This is a genomic window from Pseudoalteromonas obscura (genome assembly GCF_030135505.1).
In the GTDB taxonomy this organism is placed as follows: Bacteria; Pseudomonadota; Gammaproteobacteria; order Enterobacterales; family Alteromonadaceae; genus Pseudoalteromonas; species Pseudoalteromonas obscura.
In genome coordinates this window covers 15,118-31,226 of sequence record NZ_JASJUT010000002.1, presented here as the reverse complement: position 1 = coordinate 31,226, position 16,109 = coordinate 15,118, and the positions used below count along the sequence as shown (strand labels likewise).

The following is a 16,109-nucleotide window of genomic DNA, read 5'->3' as shown; positions in this document are numbered from 1 at the left end:
ACTTATCCTCTTAATTGAGATGCGGGAGCAATGCGGCTGGCTGCGATAATTGGAAATAAGCCCGCGATTAAAATGGTAAAATAGATGGCCATTGCTGCTTTAAATGCGAACCACATATCCATGCTGTAAAGTCGCTGTACTTGTTCTGCCACGCCGACGTAATCCATTTGGTACATAGCCAGAAGATACATGACATAAAGGCCGATTTGTGCACCAATCAAGCCTAATATGATGGCAATGGTGGCGCCGAGAAGTAATTCAATCATTTGTAGTTTTACAATGTATAGCCGGTTCGCACCGAGTGCTCGGTAAAGAGAGACCAGTTTGGCCCTGTGTTGATTTTTTGCCAGTAAAATACCGACCGTGTTCACCAAGGTGATAGCAAACAGCAAGTAAGCGAAATTTAAATACACTCGCTCCCAATCCATAAAGCGATAAATGGTGTCATGGAGCAGTTTTAACGATTGAATATAATAAGGTTCACTGTGGGTAAATCGGCCTAGGGTTGATTGTTGCTGAGTGTAGTTCCTCATCCAAAGTGTCAGCTCGTCGATTTGTGCCTGTGTGTTGTCTGGTGAAACCTGCGCCCATGCATGCAAGAAGCCACACTCGGCACTTTTCAAGCCTGTGACATTGGTTTGGCGCAGCTCAGGACGTAGAGCTTCATCTTTAGTCATACATGGCATATAACCGACTCTCGGTAAGTTATTTGCTAAAGCGTAATCCATAGGCACAAATGCCATGTCATTATTTCGATTGCTAAAACTAATATTCTGAAAGCGGTGAGTATGCTGAGATAAATCAACGACGCCGACAACTTCTAGTTGCTGGTTATTGATCATCACAAACTTACCAACAGAGTTTGTCCCTGCAAATAAATGATCATTGGCTTTTTTATCAAGCACAATGACATTGGCGTCATCCATATTGCTATTCCAGGCATTGCCAAACAAAAAGGGCGTGTTCATCATCTCAAAAAAGCGGTGATTGACTGCTGAGCCTGTTGCATCTAGTGGTCTTGCACTACTGTCGTCGAGGTCGATAACAAACGACGTGGTGTAGTTAAAGCTTAAACTTTGCAGTGAAATCTCTTTTGCCTCATATGCATCGGACAAGGCTTGTGCATCGCGATAGGTCAAAGGTGGCGTTCTTAGTGGGTGGCGTCTATCAAACTCGGCATCCATGAAGTTGAGGCTGAGGTGCTGAAGTACATCTAGCTTATGAGACATCGCTGAGCGGCCACTTTGATCAATGATGGTTCCCATAGTGAGTAGCAGGGTTATGCCGATCACCAAGTTCACTATCATCAGAGCAGTGAGTTTTGATTTTTGTCTAAATCCTTGCCATGCAAGGTGAAATGCATCTTTCATGGGATCACCTATACCGCTAAATCAGTCAATTGGCTTTTGGCTATGTCGCTGACCTGACCGTCTAAGATCTGAATATTACGATGCGCTCTTTGTGCCAATTCATTATCATGGGTCACCATAATCAATGTGGTGCCTTGTCGATTTATTTCTTGTAGGAGTTCCATAACTTGGCGAGCCATCATGGTATCTAGGTTACCAGTAGGTTCATCCGCCAATAGAAACCTCGGTTTGCCCGCCAGAGCTCTGGCAATGGCAACCCGTTGTTGTTGTCCACCACTAAGCTGTGCAGGGAAGTGACTTGCGCGGCTACCTAAGCCAACCAACTCTAGACTCTCTTCAATACGTTTTTTACGTTCTTGTCTGTTTATCCCGCGAAAAATGAGTGGCACCTCAATATTGTCGTATAAATTTAAGTCAGCAATGAGGTTGAAGCCTTGAAAAATAAATCCTATCTTTTCATTTCTGAGCTTTGACAAGTGCTTGTCCGTAAGTTGGCTGACGTCTTCCCCGTCTAACAGGTACTGTCCTTCTTCGAACGTTTCTAATAAGCCGGTAATGTTTAAAAAGGTGGTTTTGCCTGATCCTGATGGACCAGTCACTGCGATGAATTCACCTTCTTCAACACTGAGATTTACTCCACTTAGAGCGTGTGTCTCGACTAAGTCAGTACGATAGATTTTGCTGATATTATTCATTTGTAGCATGGTTTTTCCTTTATTTTTATTCGCTTAGAATGACTTGTTGAGCTTGCCCAAATGGGGAAAGACTAGATATTACTATGGTATCACCAGCCTGCAAGCCGCTTTTTACTTCTACTTCTCTGATACTTTTTGCACCCAATGTGATACGTGTCCTAATTGCGCTGCCGTCTGCAATTTTGTAGGTGGTAGTTGCGGAGCCAGTTTCGACAAATGCACCGCGTTCCACCTTTAGAACATTCTGCTTATGGGAAATGATAATTTGGGCGTTGACACGTTGATTTTGGCGCAAACTTTCAGGTTGTTGGTCGAAGCGAATACGACCTGACACGCGACCATTTTCGACCTCAGGTGAAATGGCCATCAGTGTTGCAAGATAGTACTGGTTGTTAATTTGCACTTTGGCCTTCAACCCAATGCCCAATTCATCTGCGAGATTTTCGGGAATATATGCTTCCACTTCTAATTCACTCAAATCAACCAGTGACATCAGCTCACTATCTCGTTGTACGTGTTGTTTTTGCTGAACATTTAAATTGCCAACGATGCCATCGAGCGGTGAGGTGAGTGTTAAAGCATCCACTTGGCGTTGCAAATCAGTGACAAGATGGCGTTGTCTATCTAAATCCAATTGGGTGCTTTGCAGCTCAAAGTTGAGTTGTTCTTGTGATAGTTTCAAGCTCTCGATAGCATGGCGTTCATTGAGCTCTGCACGTTTGAGTTCAACCATGGTTTGCTCTAACTCTAGTTTGGAAATAATTTGCTTTTCAATGCTCGCGTTTGCACGGGCCATTTCACTCTGTGCAGCTTCAAGTTCTACTTTTGCCAACTCCATCTTTTGTGTATTGTCGAGCTGCTGTTGTTTGATGGCAATTTGCTTGCGTTTTACTTCCATTTCTATACGCCTTAATGTGGCTTCTTCTTGCAGCAATTGGTTGCGAAGCTCTGGACTATCCAAGCTCGCTAACGCTTGTCCGGCAGTGATGGAGTCACCGGCTTTGACATGCAGTGTCACGGTGCCTGACGCAATGGCGTAGAGTGACGGGCTAACAGCCGCAAGGGTACGTCCTTCTACTCGTATATCTTGGATCATATCGCCCCTGACCACTTGTGCTGTTTTTAGCTGTTGACTTGATACCACTTGCTCTGCGGATAACAGTTGTGAAAAGTCTTCAATTGACAGTGCGACAGCGCTGAGAAGCCCAATGCCTCCAAGCCCTGCCAACAGCCACTTTTTCGCAGTGGGCTTTTTTGTTATTACTTTATCCTGTTGTGATGTATTGCGGATCATGGCGTCCGGCTCCTTGAATCTATGTCGTTTGCTTTTATATATCAATCACTGTGCCAACATTTATCCTATTGTTTTTATTGTGTTTTATTTATTTTGTGGCGAGTGTTCATTGGTCATCGGACGGACACCGGACAGTACGCGGACAGTAAAATTAAAGCGGACGCCGGACAATTATTTACTGGTTTGAATGAAAGGCACAAAGTTAACGGCGACGTACTCGTGAAGCGTCGCTCTGTTTTGTGATTGATACTTACAGAGTAAAAGTCGTCATGGAGGTAAAAATGATGGTTATGTCTTTATATATCAATATAGAGGTCGAAGCTATGGCGTTTGATTATTGCCAATTTATCCCATATTGGCTCAAGGTATGGAGTACGGCAAGTTGGATCAATACTAACCAGATAGTGAAAATACTGCTCCATGTTTTTGATAATCCCAAAATGCGATTAAAAAGAAATACCAGCCATACAAAAGATAGGGAAAGACCGAGTGGGCCATGTAATGTGCTAAGTGCATAAAGTGTAGTAATGGTGGCAATAAAAACGGCGAGCGCGCAGCGCATGATGCTGCCATAGTCTGCGCCAATAAAGCGCACTGTAGCTTTAGCGGGGACGAGTGTGAGCACAAACAGTAAAGTCATCACTAAGAAAGCAGATTCAATTTGATAGTGTAATTCCATTTAACAATCTATGAAGGTTAAGTTTCCAAGTAGGGTAATTATTTCATATTAAGCACGGTGATTACTAGTCACGTTAACACGCGCATGTGATCTTTGTAGAGCTGGTTAGGATTTTAATATTAATTTTTACTTTAAATCTAATACAAAAAAACTAAATAATTTGGTTTTGTTCATATTCTTTCCTTATTTCATGCGCATATTCTGACTTGGTGGCCTGATTTAGCGCTAATGCTATGATTTTGATGAATTTGTTTTCATTTTAGGGATGAAAAAGAATGACATCTTAATCTCAAGTGAGGTCATCGACATAACCCCAACAAGAATTTGGTAGTCGTTATGGAGGAACTGCAATGTTTGGAAAAAACTACCGTCGCTCGATATATCAACTTGCGCTCATTCCCATTTTTATGGGGGGATTTACAGTGCAAGCGAATACCCCAATAGAAGTATCTGCGCCAGAGCAACTGATCGCCAAGGTTCATTCAGCCACAGAAGTGGGATTGAACTGGCAGGCCCCAAAAGATGTGGAGGGCATCACTGGATATCGCGTTTTTCGTGATGGCAAGCGAGTAGGCCGCACCAAGATGACCTTTTTTATCGATACCTCAGCGAGCCCTAACGTGGAGCATGCCTATCATGTGGTCGCTGTTGCCAAAGGCTTAGGGAGAAAAATCAGCCTTCCTTCAAACATAGACAGTGTGAGGACCTTGAAAAATGATGACAACGAAGGGTTGCGTAATGGGTCTGTGATCAGAGTGGGTATCGCGAGGTTGGTAGACCACTGTGGTACTAATGATATTGATGCGATCCCTGAACAAGAGCTTGATACTTGTATGGATAAGCTAATCGAGCACTATACATTGCGAGAAGGGCTCGCGGATATGCAAGCTTATGCAGCGCGTTACCGTCGCCAAGAAGACCAAGAACTGATTGAATTGGGAAAAAGGCTCTTTTTTAGTAAAGCTTTAAGTCAAAACTTCGATACTTCGTGCGCATCCTGCCATCATCCCGCAGAAAGCTGTGGCAGTGATGGCTTATCTTTGTCTGTGGGCGTAAATGCCAATGATCCAGATATCATGGGGCTCGGCAGGACGGACGGTCAAGTGATACCTTCTGTCGGACGCAGCTCACCTCAAATATGCAACACGGCACTGTGGGTAGATAGCATGTTTTGGGATCAACGAGTGAGATTGCGAGAAGCGAATCGCGACAGTGATGTTGGCACGGTGTCAACCGCTGACATACAAACGCCGGAACTGGCAGTTACACGTCTGATGAATGAAGAGGTGGAAAATACAGATCCATTACGCCTTTTGATGGCGCAGGCACACTTTCCCATCACGGCTCCTGCAGAAATGGGTGATCCTTCGGGGTTTGAGTCACCTCAAGCTTACCGTGAGTTTATTGCACAGCGTCTATCGGAGGAGTGGAAGCCTTATTTTCATGCTGCATTTGGTGACGAACAAGTAAGCTTTTTACGTATTGCTCGCGCTATGTCTGCTTATCAGGCGTCATTTATGTTTATAGATAACCCATTTTTTGACTATATTGACGGTGAACGTCAAAAGCTAAACGAGGCAGAAAAGCGCGGCGCGATGTTTTTTTACACCGGGGCTGGGTGTGCAAATTGTCATGATGGTGTAATGTTCACGCCTGAACGGACGCGAGGTCCACTATACCCACAAATTGGTGCTCATGGTGTTGCAGATGGCAACTTTAAAAACCAGTTTAGAATGCCAAGTTTACTCAACGTGGGGATCACAGCACCGTATGGAGATAAAGGAGTATTTGCAACTTTAGAGCGGGTTATTGAGCACTATTCTGACGTGACAGGCTCTTTAGAGCGCTTTTATGGTCAAAACGAGACATGTGGGTTGGCGCAATTTCAACACTTAAATGCTGAGCAATGTGCCCAAGTTGTTGGTGACGCTGGCGAATACGTGTTGGCGTTAAATGCACAAAATCGAGCCGCATCCGATCGGAGCGATGAGGCTATTATTCGCGGTTTCACCCCTCAACAAGTAGGTTATCTGGCCGCGTTTTTACGTGCTTTGACTGATCCTGAGGCCATTGCTGGTAGCAATGAGATCAATGCTTTGATCCCACCAAGAGATGGTGGGCCAGATGGTCATCAGTTTGATGCCATCAACAAGGAAGGGGAGGCGCTGTAAAAGGTATATTAGCAGGCATGCAAAGTGCCTGCTCTCTACTTTTCTATATATCATTGAATTTTCTATTATTTACATTCTTTTTTTCAGGTTAATTTTGTTTTAGGATGATATCCGAGTATGCATAATCGAAGGAAAGCGTAGTGATGGATTTTCATTCAATGATAGAAGTTTGGCATGAGTTTTACTCCGTACTATCTCAAGTAAGTGCAACGTTCGCAGGGTTACTTTTTGTTAGCCTATCACTACGTCACGAAGTGCTAAATCACCCCGAGTGTGTTCGCGTAAAACGCCTTGCGCAACACACTTTTAAAGCGTTTTTATACTTGGTGGTATTTTCACTTATTTTCATGATCCCTAAAGCAGGGCTCCTAGGTACAACCATACCATTATTTCTAGTCGCGCTTTATGCGCTGGTGATCACTGCACGGGGGTTGAAAGTCGAGCTAAAAGACAAATCAAAATACAGTGTTCAGGTGTCAGGAGCAATTAAGATTTACCTGCTATCTTTGCTGACATATCTGATGTTTGGTGTAGTGGCTGTGCTGCTATTTATCGGCGTTAATAATGCACTTTATTTGGTCGTCGGTTTAGTAATATGGACTTTGGCGCTGGTAACGACAAGCTCATGGAAACTGCTGGCGGAGTTGAATGCGGGTAATATTAGACAAAGTGACAAATGACTCACATAACAGTGTGTTTATCTTAGTCCATAGATACAAGCCCAGCCAATAGATGCTGGACTTGTAGAGTTTTGCCGTGAAGTGTTTGTTATTAGCTAGTTGACAGTTCACCTTGGACTTGAGCTATGTCTTGTTGGACTTGCTTTGCCTTTTTCGCAAACTTCTGGGCGCTATACCAACACAAACTAGCGATTGTAATGAACATGAGGTCGACAATAAACAAATCTACTAGCACTGCGTTTGATAAAACACTGCCATATTGCAAGTAGCTCGGCATGTTTGCCAATGCAGCAAGTGCAAAGACAAGCCCGGATAACTTGAGCGAATATTGGCAGAATTGAGGTTGTTGCTTGATAAACAATGAGGCGACAGTACAGATAAAGAAACTTGTATAAACGATGGTATGAATGCTCGTCATACGACCTTCGAGGTCTATCGGCAATACTTTGGCTGCCACCGCACCTAACGCAATTGCAATCATACAGCCAATAAACGCGCCTGATGTTAACCGAGTGACAAAAGCAAGGCTACGCTGGCTCTGCTTTTTTTGTTTGGCACGTTTGCTTATCCACATCAGGTTGCCGGTGATAATCACATAGGCGGTAGCCAGACCAAGAATGAAAAAGGCAATACGCATACCGTAACCTGCAAAATCGCCAAAATGAAGACTGGCAATAGTGGCAAGACCCCCTCGCAAATTGTTGTCGTAGTTATCGTGCGTAATGTAAATTTGCTTCTGATCCTTTAGGGTATAACGTACGTCCACCTCGTTGGAAAACTCATCGTTACTTTTCGCCATGAAAACCAATACGGCATTTTCATCACCAAAGTGCTCGATCATCATGCGTCTAAGTGTGACATCGCCGAGTTCTTCCATGGCCCTGACATACAATTCGTCTATGCCCGTCATTGCCATGCGAGTGTCAGCTTCTTCAATATGAGGTTCGTTAAACCCTGCTGCTTGAAGCACTTTTTCTTGGCTGCCTTGATATAAGATCAGGGCGTAAGATATTTGATAGACAATGACCAAGTTAAATACCAGCCCTGTGAATGCATACATGATGTGAAATGGCAGCCCCATGGTACCGATTAAGTTATGGGCGTCGAGCCATTTATCCTTGTTGGCACCAAATCGATATTGGTAAAAGTTGTTAAACAGTTTACGCCAGTGGATCACTACACCACTGAGTAAGGCAACAAAAAAGAACAATGTGATGATGCCGACAAAATAGAGACCTATGCGCCCTATACCTAAATCATAGTGGAGGTGATAGACAAAATTGGCAAACTGGAAGTTGTTCGCGGGGGCTATAACATCGCCAGTTACCGGGTCGAGCAACAAGCTCATATCTTGGTGGTCTTCGCCAGTTTCTGGGTGGGGCTCCTCAAGATCGACGGCAAAGTACGCCTGAATGAATGGGTTGCGCTCAGTTGGTTCGTAAAGGTAGAAAATATGGTGTGTATCAACTTGATACTGCTCGTCTAGTTTTGCCATAACAGTATCGTAAGACACTTGTTGGCTATGAGGAGCATGCTCTCCAATCAAGGCGACTTTTTCCCAAGTATCGAGGTTTTCACGGAACAAGCTAATAGAACCAGCAATAAATACGATAAATAAAACAAATGAAATGATTAGGCCAATCCAGGCATGTGCATTAGTCAGAGACTTTAAAGTTTGGCTTTTCACTGTGTTACACCATTAAAATTACGTTAAGGAGTGCAGATGGGAGCAATACTAATAACAAATATTTAGCTGCCTTGAGTGAGGTTTCAAAGGCATAGACCCAAACCATGATCCCGGCCCAAATAGGAAAACCTAAAATAAGGCCTATGAGCAGGCGAGTGTCTTCCTCAAACGGCAGAATTAAGTTGGTATTGAGTGCGATAGAGATAGAAATTAGTAAGCCAAAAATAAATCCGAGTATTGATTTAGGCCACATAGACAACCCCTCCAACTGTTGAGCAAAGGACAACGAGAAGCACGGACGTTGTCATAAACAAGCGCTTAGACTTACCTGACAGGATCGTCACAGAGACCAAGCCTAACATCAAAACCACTAGACTCGCCAAAAGTGCAGACACAAGGGGGAAGGTATGTGCGAAAAGGGCGTTTGCAAAAAGATATAGCGCAAGTGCCACCAAATAGCCTAGCCACTTATTAATCGGGTTAGCCAGCAGGCGTTGCTTGGGGCTAGATAGGTATAGCAACAAAGATGCTATCCATATAGGGATAATAGCGAGAAAGCTCATGGAAATAAAAATCATTGTTATTTTGATGTTTATTGTTTCAATAAGTGAATCAAATTTCAACAATAAAAGTATGAAGATCTTACAAGCAAAGTGAAAATATGGTGGGCCTCTCACTAAAATAGGGGAAAAGACCAAAGTGTTCTAGTTGCTGGGTCACCTGGATCAGGGCCGACGATTTTGCCGCCAAATAGCTTAAAAGTACTGATCAGAGGCGCATTGGTTACTTGAGTTCTTCCAAGCCAGTGGCTGTATCCATGTGCTCTAGCGCTATTTTCAAAATGCTGTTTTAGGCGACAAATCAACCCCATACCCGTCTTACTTTTATGCAGCGATTTATCTATCACAAGCAAATCGGCATAGAGTTCGAGCTTTGTACTGTTTTTAAAGGATTTGGGGAAACCCCAAATGAGTCCAACAAGTTGGCCGTTGTGAAATGCAAGATACCCTAAACTATTGATCTTGGATGTGAAGTAATACTCTGTGCGTGACGGGCTCCAGAAGGAAACTAGCTCTGAGTTACAAATAGGGCAGTGTGTCAAATTATGGTATGTGTCAGTGCTGACACTGAAGTTATTACCTTTGCAATGAGGGCAGACTAAACCCAAATTGACAACAGCATCTTGTTCACAATAGGCTGCGTGCAAATAGTTGGCTAATGCTTTGCTGCCGCCGATATTGCTCAAGGTAAACTCCTTGATGTCAAAGTGTACGGCTTTACTGATAAATGTATTGATAAGTGTTTGGTTATGGCTCATGAATTTAGATATACCTGTTGTGGTTCTCGTAGCATTTGCAAACTTTGGGTTGTTAACTCTGTGATGGGGTCTATTAAAGGTATATTTGCCAAGCGGGGTAGATCTGTACAGCCCAATATAAGCTGGCTTGCTCCCCTTGCTAGTAAGCGTTGAGCGATATCATTTAATCGGGCAGATGGACATTTTGGTTGAAGGGCTTCTGCGCGGCGAACTTGCGACATAATATAGTGGTCAATTTTTTTTTGCTCATTGGGTGTCGGTATTATTAAATTGATATCATAGGAATGCATTGCTTTGTCATATAGACCTTGCTCTATTGTGTGTGAGGTGGCAAATAATCCTGCACTTTCAACTTTTTTATGTGCGAGCGCTTTGACTGTGAGGTTAACTGTGTTGAGTACCGGGATCTGCACATGAGCTTTAATGTCTTTGATAAAACACGACAGCGTATTGCAAGGCAAGGTAATGAAATCTGCGCCACCGCGTTCTAGCTTTTTTGCTGATTTAATGAGTAGACTCTTGTAGGGCATCAGATCAGCGCCTTGAGTGAGCGCTTCCTCTTCTAGCGAATAGGGCACAGGTATGCTGTCTAGGAGAATATGAGGCCTATGACCCAATTTACTTCGCTGTTTTTGCAAAGCTAAGTAAAATTGTGCACTTGCACTAGGCCCGACTCCGCCAATGATGCCAATTGTACGCATGGTGTTATCTATTAACTGTTCAATTATTTAGTATGCACTACATTATCGATATCTTTGTATGTAAATCCATTACAGCACTATTACGCTATGACACTTCTATTTAAGCAAAAGTAATTGCCAATCAAATTGTGGGGATGCAATGACAAACAGGGGGGGTGTGTTAGGTAGGGCTGAGTAAGTGGCTGCAGTTTTAAGCTACAGCCAGTTTTGTTACTTCAGTTATAACGTATCCTTAAGTAACTCTAAAACCTCTTTTACTGATAGTTTGGAAATCGCATCATGACCACTGAGTAGTTGGTGCGCCAAATCACGTTTTTGCTCATGCATGGCCAAGATTTTTTCCTCAATCGTGTTTTGTGCAATAAGGCGATAAATGGTTACAGGACGCGATTGACCAATACGGTGTGCGCGATCTGATGCTTGTGCTTCGACAGCGGGGTTCCACCAAGGATCCATATGAATAACATAGTCAGCTGCGGTCAAATTCAATCCGGAGCCACCTGCTTTAAGGCTGATCAAAAAGACATCTCCATCGCCACGTTGAAATGCATTGACACGTTCTTGTCTTTGTTTCGCTGTGGTTGAGCCATCTAAATATTGATATCTGATCCCGCGGTTTTGCAAATGTGCTTCGAGTAATTTCAAATGACCAACAAATTGGCTAAAAATAAGCGCTTTGTGGCCATTGTCGCGGAGCTCTAATAGTAACTCATCAAGTTTTGCCAATTTTGCGCTGCTGAGACTTAACTCTGGCGCGACTAAATTAGGGTTACAGCAAACTTGGCGCAACTTGGTCAGTTCAGCGAGCATTGCGAGATGCTGAGTCCCAGTATCTTGTTGCTCATTGGCCTCTGCAATATTCGCGATCGCCGACTGTCGCAGCGCTTCGTACAAGGTTTGCTCTTCGTCACTGAGTTGTATCGGGACGTTGATCTCGGTACGCGGAGGAAGTTCGGTGAGCACTTGATGTTTCATTCTACGCAAGATAAATGGTTGCAATAGGGTTTTTAAATTTTGCTGCGCGTAGCGCGCTGCGATGGGCTTTTCATCTTTATTGTCTATTGGCTGAATAAAGCGCTCTGAAAAGCGTTTTAAATTCCCAAGTAACCCTGGATTTACAAAACGGAAGAGCGACCATAACTCAACTAGGTTGTTCTCAATAGGTGTACCTGTTGTGATCATTTTAAACTCACCTTTTAGCGCGCAAGCCGCTTTTGCCCGTTGTGAGAGCGGATTTTTAATCGCCTGCGCTTCATCGGCAACGATAGATGACCAGTTTATTTCCTTTAATAATGCAATATCGCGCACCAGTAATCCGTAGCTGACAACGACAACATCATGGGCTTGAAGCTCTGAAAATAGCGCGTGGCGTTTTTCGCCAGAGGGGAAGTGCGCAAGCATTTTTAATGTTAAAGTTGGGGAAAATTTGCGCGCCTCTTGTTGCCAATTAAAGCACACTGATGTTGGTGCAATGATTAAGCTGGGTCCTTTGTGTGCTCTCGATAGCAAGACTGCGAGAGATTGTAATGTTTTACCCAATCCCATGTCGTCGGCGAGACAGGCCCCAGCGCCCCAATGGGCAAGTCGCATGGCCCAGTCATAGCCTGCCAATTGGTAGTCGCGAAGTGTTGCTTGTAAATCAGCTGGTGGTGCGAGCTCTAAAGTGTTTGCTTGGTGCATTAGCTGCGATTGCTGATCCCACGCATGGAGTGTTTTCATGCGCATGCCAGTGGTGGCTTCAGAGACAATTGGGCTGGCTAAGGGGTGAAACCGACCTTGCTCTGTACTTTGATTTAACTGAACAAGTTTCTCATGAAGAGCATGAGACAGCGCAATTACCTGCTGTGTGTCTAACTCAATAAATCGGCCATGACTTTGCTCAACAAGCTTGAGTAGATCTTTGAGTTCTATCACTTGTTGATCATTGATTTGCAGTTCACCATTGAGATCAAACCATTGATTTTTCTTAGAGATAGCCAGTTGTAAATGCTGTGACTCTAAAGGAGCAGAGAGCTGTACTTTTTTTCCTTTTGGCCAACGAATTTGGACCGCCAGTGGTGGCGTTTTTTGTAGCGAGAGCTCTAGCTGCTCTAGTGCGCACAACGCATCTTGTAGGTCTGCAATACAAAGCCGGTTGTCTGCCATAGCTAAAAAAGCAGGGCATTGTGTATCTAGGTTATCTAGTAGTTCTTGTTCCATCACTAGATTTCGCTTGGTGGCAATGCGCTTACCATTGATCTCTGTGCTGATACTTGCATTGCCCACCCCAGGGTGAAATGCAGGGCCTACATCGCCAAAGGGCATGCTTAAGCAGTGAAACTCCAAACCTTGCTGATAGGGACTGACATTGATCACCAGCTGCTGCTGTGCTTCAACCGTCTCAAGGCCGATATCAATATCGCTCACATCCGATTGAATGTTTAACAGCGGTGCTATGGCCGCAATACTAGCAATGAGTTTTTGCTTAGCTTGTTTGGGGATAAGTAGTCCGTTTTCGCCAATTATACTTGCGATTTTTAAGTGTGGTTTTTCAAAGTAAGTAAATACATACTTATATTCTGAGTCCTTTCTTATCGAATATACAGCACTGCGTTTTGCAAAGTCATTGGGGAGTTCTGGCAAACTTAACAGTAATTGATCTCCGCACTCGGTAATAGCGAGTTGAGCAGGCGACTCTGCCACTTCAATCGGCTCATTTAAATCGCTCACATGATAGATGTTCGAGGCGTGAACGGCTGTGCGAAGTGCACTGATGTTCTCCAAATGATAATGCGTTTGCTGCCAGTGTTGCTCAATGGAGATAGCCTCAATCATACTGAGGTCCGATGGTGATAAGAATGGTAATTCCTGATGGGTTAAATGCAGGGTTTCAAGAGAGACCGCTTTACCCTTGCTCCAACCGCTTTGTTGTTGCTTTTGTATTTTTGCAGTGAAACGTACACTATTTTTATCTATATCGAGAAGCCAAATTAACCGTTCTGTATTTTGAGTCTTGTCTTGCTCCGATGAAATGTGTGCGGGCGCTAGCGCTAGTAATTTATCCAGCGCTAGGTCCCACTCAGATTGCTGCTTGATGAGCCTAGGAAAATTCAGCGCTAAATGCGTATTGTATGTTGTCGAATTAGCCTCTACTTGCAGCTGATTAGCCATAGCTGACAAAATGTTGAGCCGGCCAGCATCAAAAAATGCGCGACATAGTGTCAATCGTTCTAATTGTGGATGATCAAAAGGTTGTTTGCACCAGTACAAAGCAAACAGAGAGAAAAGCTGGCATACATAATAGGTTAGAGGGCTGTCTTGTAAATCACGTTCCTGCTCTGAAAACTGAGTAATAAAAGGAGCGCAAGTTAGTAAAGATTCACTCAAGCATTCAAATAGTTGTCCAATATAATAATTTGCTTTAGTACCTTTTTTGTCTGAGAGCTGATTGCTAGCAAGCGTCATTGCTTGTTCAATATGGTTATTTTGACCAGTGCCAGATGCCATCAAAGCAATTAAGTGCAACCAGCCAAAAAAGCCATGTAAGTAAGGCGCTTTCTTTTTAGAGTATTTTTGTTGTGCTTGCAATGCAGCATTGAACTGATCACATGCAGCCAGCAATTGATTGTCTAGAAGTAAAAAACAGGCCTTAAGCTGTTGGCCGTAACTCGTTATGTCACTGGCTTTTATGAGCTGTTGCGCTTGTTCAGTATCGTTCATCAGCAACAAACTTTCACACAGTAGTAAACGTAGATTACGATTATTCGGGCTCTGAGCTTGAGCCTGTGCTAACAACTCAATTGTTTCACTTGGGTCCATACCAAACTGTTTTTGATTAGATAACAGAGCTGCAAAAGCTTGATATTGCATATCCTCTGGGAGTTCGAGAAACGTATCTAACTGAAATGGGAAAAACACAAAATGCACCAATGCTGCGTTATTGTGAACATTGACTACTTGCGGGTTTTTGTTAAATGCGAGACGGTTTTTTGCTTTGGGTATTTGGCCTAAAAATAAAAAGTCACGTGTTAGGCGGTTTTCATCTTCTGGATCCCGTTCCCATTCATAGGCATTGAGAACCGGTATATATTCTTCTGCACATTTTAAAATAGGCAATAAGAGTCCGAGCTTCTGAACATGTTGTGTGACAAGGTTCGCGACCAATGGATTAATACGTAAGTTTAATTGCTCACACAGTGCCAACTGCTTGCTTTCAAGTACCGCTGTTAATTCTGAACTTAACGCTGATATTGGCCTGCCTTGCGCGATGACTCCTTGCTCTGCCAATCGCTTCAATATTTGTTTAATCTTGATTGTCGAAGCTGATTTAAACACGACGGCAAGCACCTGAACTAGCGCTTTGTAATCGTCATCGAGTGCCAGATAGTTTTGATAAAGCCGCTCTATTGTGGCATGTGTGTCAGCTGTCAAATTAAGCGAGCGATTGATTGCGTCCAAAAGTATTCCTAAACATACGGTATTGCCGGGGAAAGTACCAAATGGCAGCGTTTGTCACAAGCTTTATGCTAGGTTTAAAAGTGATAGATATAAAAGGAATTTTTTCCAGCTACTGATGCTTGCGCCAATTCAAATCGACATTTTTCAAGGGCGCGGATAGAGCCGAGATTAGATGGGTCAACACCTGCGTGCACCGTTTGAATTGCTGTGTTGTGTTTTAAATAATCCATTACGCCCGACAGTAATTCGGTGCCATATCCCTTTCCCCATGCTTGCTCGGCAATTAAATAACCGAGGTGAGCATTGTATTGTTCGCTGTGCACGATAGCCATTCCAAGGGGGATATAGGTTGAATTGAGAGATGACTGCTTGGGTACTGCGATGTAAATTTCAGCCTCTTTTAATTTGTCATTAAGCCAATGATGTGCGCGACAATCTTGGGGTGGAGATTGCCAATCTTGCGGTAAAAACGACACCACAGAAGGTGTGAGTATCTGTACGGTGGGTATCGCGCGTTTGGGGTTTTCCAGCAATGCGCTACAGGTATAGAAATCTAATCTCGAAGTTTGAAACAAAGGCGTCATAACTAAATTGCTCCATGGGCAAGCCAATCTCGACTGCCCACTAATCTGTATTCGTTAATGTTAGTTAGCTTTTTATTTTTGTGACTGTTTAAATGCCATAAGTTGCTGATGGCCGGATAGTGCGGGACCTGCAAGTGCTTTTAGTAGCAAGCTACCTACATAAATGAATAGCGCGGTAACAAGAGCATCTAAAAACCACGCAATTGGTACTGCGGCAATGCTTATAACGCTCGGCATAACTTGTAAACTTGGGAGCGTAAATTGTTGTGTGATGCCATGGAGGCACAGTGCGATCCAAAACCCAAAGCAGTAAGGGCAATGCCAAGCGTCGTAGAGGTAGGCTGCTGGTTTAGGTAGTTTATTGATTAGCGCAGTAAACCAAGTGCCCCAGTCAGGGAGCTTTTCCCAAATCAAAATATGTAGCGTGAGGCCAATCAAGGCCGCGGAAAAGTTTATTGTCTCTGTAGAATCAATCATAATACACCTATCAATC

The 16,109-nt window shown here is 43.6% G+C and carries 14 protein-coding genes; 2 read left to right on the top strand and 12 right to left on the bottom strand.

The features are described from left to right. Positions 1–2: 2 nt before the first annotated feature. The 4 genes from QNM18_RS04440 to QNM18_RS04425 all read right to left on the bottom strand — a co-directional run bounded on the left by QNM18_RS04440 (position 3) and on the right by QNM18_RS04425 (position 4,038). Complete coding sequence (locus QNM18_RS04440; RefSeq protein WP_284136486.1) at positions 3–1,370, bottom strand: ABC transporter permease; 1,368 nt, start codon at positions 1,368–1,370, stop codon at positions 3–5. 8 nt (positions 1,371–1,378) lie between these two features. Further along, positions 1,379–2,074 (bottom strand): ABC transporter ATP-binding protein, encoded by a 696-nt coding sequence (locus tag QNM18_RS04435; protein ID WP_211009485.1) that lies wholly within the window; start codon positions 2,072–2,074, stop codon positions 1,379–1,381. 16 nt (positions 2,075–2,090) lie between these two features. After that, positions 2,091–3,359, bottom strand: a complete 1,269-nt coding sequence (locus QNM18_RS04430) for an efflux RND transporter periplasmic adaptor subunit (protein WP_211009484.1) — start codon at positions 3,357–3,359, stop codon at positions 2,091–2,093. A gap of 334 nt (positions 3,360–3,693) precedes the next feature. Continuing rightward, the gene (locus tag QNM18_RS04425; protein WP_284136485.1) at positions 3,694–4,038 is read right to left on the bottom strand and encodes a hypothetical protein; all 345 of its coding nucleotides are present in this window, start codon (positions 4,036–4,038) and stop codon (positions 3,694–3,696) included. Positions 4,039–4,388: 350 nt separating this feature from the next. Here QNM18_RS04425 and QNM18_RS04420 point away from each other — a divergent pair, with 350 nt between their 5' ends. Beyond that, positions 4,389–6,209 (top strand): cytochrome c peroxidase, encoded by a 1,821-nt coding sequence (locus QNM18_RS04420; protein WP_284136484.1) that lies wholly within the window; start codon positions 4,389–4,391, stop codon positions 6,207–6,209. Between the two features lie 143 nt (positions 6,210–6,352). Next, positions 6,353–6,889 carry a hypothetical protein gene (locus tag QNM18_RS04415; RefSeq protein ID WP_284136483.1) on the top strand — a complete coding sequence of 179 codons (537 nt, stop codon included), beginning with the start codon at positions 6,353–6,355 and terminating at the stop codon, positions 6,887–6,889. A 91-nt stretch (positions 6,890–6,980) separates the two neighbouring features. Here the strand turns inward: QNM18_RS04415 and QNM18_RS04410 are convergent, their stop codons facing one another. The 8 genes from QNM18_RS04410 to QNM18_RS04375 all read right to left on the bottom strand — a co-directional run bounded on the left by QNM18_RS04410 (position 6,981) and on the right by QNM18_RS04375 (position 16,093). Next, positions 6,981–8,576 carry a PepSY-associated TM helix domain-containing protein gene (locus tag QNM18_RS04410; protein ID WP_284136482.1) on the bottom strand — a complete coding sequence of 532 codons (1,596 nt, stop codon included), beginning with the start codon at positions 8,574–8,576 and terminating at the stop codon, positions 6,981–6,983. A 4-nt stretch (positions 8,577–8,580) separates the two neighbouring features. Continuing rightward, positions 8,581–8,829 carry a hypothetical protein gene (locus tag QNM18_RS04405; RefSeq protein WP_211009479.1) on the bottom strand — a complete coding sequence of 83 codons (249 nt, stop codon included), beginning with the start codon at positions 8,827–8,829 and terminating at the stop codon, positions 8,581–8,583. Beyond that, positions 8,819–9,154, bottom strand: coding sequence for a hypothetical protein (locus QNM18_RS04400; protein WP_284136481.1), 336 nt, complete (start codon positions 9,152–9,154; stop codon positions 8,819–8,821). Before QNM18_RS04400 ends, QNM18_RS04405 begins: the two co-directional genes overlap by 11 nt. 98 nt (positions 9,155–9,252) lie before the next feature. Further along, a complete protein-coding gene (locus QNM18_RS04395) occupies positions 9,253–9,894 on the bottom strand; it encodes a hypothetical protein (protein WP_284136480.1) in 642 nt (213 codons plus the stop codon). After that, positions 9,891–10,595 (bottom strand): aspartate/glutamate racemase family protein, encoded by a 705-nt coding sequence (locus tag QNM18_RS04390; protein WP_284136479.1) that lies wholly within the window; start codon positions 10,593–10,595, stop codon positions 9,891–9,893. Before QNM18_RS04390 ends, QNM18_RS04395 begins: the two co-directional genes overlap by 4 nt. Before the next feature lie 219 nt (positions 10,596–10,814). Next, positions 10,815–15,032, bottom strand: coding sequence for a DEAD/DEAH box helicase (locus tag QNM18_RS04385; protein WP_284136478.1), 4,218 nt, complete (start codon positions 15,030–15,032; stop codon positions 10,815–10,817). 74 nt (positions 15,033–15,106) lie between these two features. Beyond that, complete coding sequence (locus QNM18_RS04380; protein WP_284136477.1) at positions 15,107–15,616, bottom strand: GNAT family N-acetyltransferase; 510 nt, start codon at positions 15,614–15,616, stop codon at positions 15,107–15,109. Positions 15,617–15,688: 72 nt separating this feature from the next. Next, the gene (locus tag QNM18_RS04375) at positions 15,689–16,093 is read right to left on the bottom strand and encodes a hypothetical protein (RefSeq protein WP_284136476.1); all 405 of its coding nucleotides are present in this window, start codon (positions 16,091–16,093) and stop codon (positions 15,689–15,691) included. Positions 16,094–16,109 lie beyond the last annotated feature (16 nt).